This is a genomic window from Bradyrhizobium sp. P5_C11_2, assembly GCF_054049755.1.
Genome location: NZ_JBFULT010000888.1, coordinates 1 through 1,915, shown reverse-complemented (window position 1 = coordinate 1,915; position 1,915 = coordinate 1). Strand labels below are relative to the sequence as shown.

The 1,915-nt window shown below is 59.8% G+C and carries 1 protein-coding gene; it reads left to right on the top strand.

The window, feature by feature from the left end; all coding sequences use genetic code 11:
- Positions 1-112 precede the first annotated feature (112 nt).
- Positions 113-1,342, top strand: a complete 1,230-nt coding sequence (gene nhaA, locus ACXJL8_RS39900; RefSeq protein WP_456686911.1) for a Na+/H+ antiporter NhaA — start codon at positions 113-115, stop codon at positions 1,340-1,342.
- Positions 1,343-1,915: the final 573 nt, after the last annotated feature.

The following is a 1,915-nucleotide window of genomic DNA, read 5'->3' as shown; positions in this document are numbered from 1 at the left end:
CATCACAGTTGCGTTCTCGGCTCTGTTGTGTAGAACAACCACGGGTGCTCGCTGCATGAAGCAGTGACAGGTTAAGCGATGGTCGGGCCGCCACGCAGGATGCGTGCGCCCCATGAACGATCAGCTGCCCGGCAGAAACCCTTCAAAGTCCCAATCTCTCGCCGAGCGAGCGCTCGCGACACTACAGCACTTCCTGCATGTCGAGGCGATCAGCGGGATTGTGCTGCTCGCGGCCGCGGCGGCCGCATTGCTGTGGGCCAACTCGCCAGTGGCCCATTCGTATCATGACGTCTGGAACCTGGCGATTCCACTTCGCCTCGGCGCATTTGCTTTCGAAAGGCCGCTGCATTTCTGGATCAACGACGCGCTGATGACGATGTTCTTCCTCGTCGTCGGCATGGAGATTCGYCGCGAGATCCACGAGGGCGCGCTGAGCAGGTTCGACCAAGCTATCTTGCCGGTGCTGGCGGCATTCGGCGGGGTCGTCGTTCCTGCGCTGATCTATCTGAGCTTCAACGCCGTTCCGGGGCGCGGCCATGGCTGGGCGATACCGACCGCCACCGATATCGCTTTCGCCGTCGGCGTGCTCGCGCTGCTCGGCAAATCGATTCCAGGCAACATTCGGGTCTTTCTGCTGGCGCTCGCTATCATCGACGACATCATCGCGGTTCTCATCATCGCGCTGTTCTACACCAGCGGACTCGATTCCAGCGGCTTTGCCGTCGCGGCGCTCGGCGTTGTCATGGCGCTCGGCTTTCAGCGCCTMGGAATCGGCTCCGCCTATGCCTATGTCGTGCCGGCGTTCATCGTCTGGGCGGGCTTTCTCATGGCAGGCSTTCATCCGACGCTCGMAGGCATCGTGCTTGGGCTGATCACGCCGGCGCGGTCGCGGCATCCCTGGATCGCGCCGCCCGTCATTCGTGTGGAGATGGCGCTGCATCCCTGGGTCGCCTAYGCCATCATGCCGGTCTTCGCGTTGGCGAATGCGGGTATCAGCTTCAAAGGCATGGACCTATCAGGCGACGCTCGGTTCGTGACGCTCGGCGTCGCACTCGCGCTGTGTGCGGGAAAGCCGGTCGGTGTGATCGGGGCGACGTGGCTTGCGGTGCGCACGGGCTGGTGCCGCCTCGCGCCAGACGTGTCATGGAGCGGCGTTTGTCTCGTCGGGCTGCTCGCCGGCATCGGCTTCACCATGTCGATYTTCATCGCCATGCTCGCCTTTAGCGACGACAAGCTGCTCGATGCGGCGAAGCTCGGCGTGCTGTTCGGCTCGCTGATCTCGGTTACCTTGGGCCTTGGATGGGGGGCCGAGTGCGCCCAACGACAGCGAGAAACCAGCTGATGGAAACTCGAGTAGATGACTAATGAACCATGATAAAGTCCTAACATGGCTCTCAGTGACGATGGGCATTCTCGTCATCGGCAATTCGCTTCACGTTCTCTACGTCCTTGTCCGATGAGAACGGATTTCCGAAGGCGGCCTTATTCTCGCGCGCCCCGCGTCGTCGCCTGTTGGCCCGTGTGAGACATGCCGGCGCAGTCTGACGATTTCCGTTTACAGGGGTAGACCGGAATAGAGCGGCACGCGGCAATAGCGACGCGATTGACCCACAGCGGACATTCTGTCGCGCACTCTGCTGGCCCTTTACCTTTGAGGGCGAACGCGGGGCTGTTTGTACCTGCTCGCAAAAACAGGTATCTAAGGTTCTTCAAGTTCGCTTGAAGGCAGGTAAATCAAGAATGGAATGCAGATGACAAAGCAAGAAGTCGATTTTGACTACATCCTTCGATCGAATCTAGAGCGGGTATTCAACGAACGGGATGACGATAAGCGTCGGACCGCCATCGATGATTTGTTCGTCGAACAGCCGGTCATGTATGAACCGACAAATATTGTAAAAGGTCGGGAAGCAAT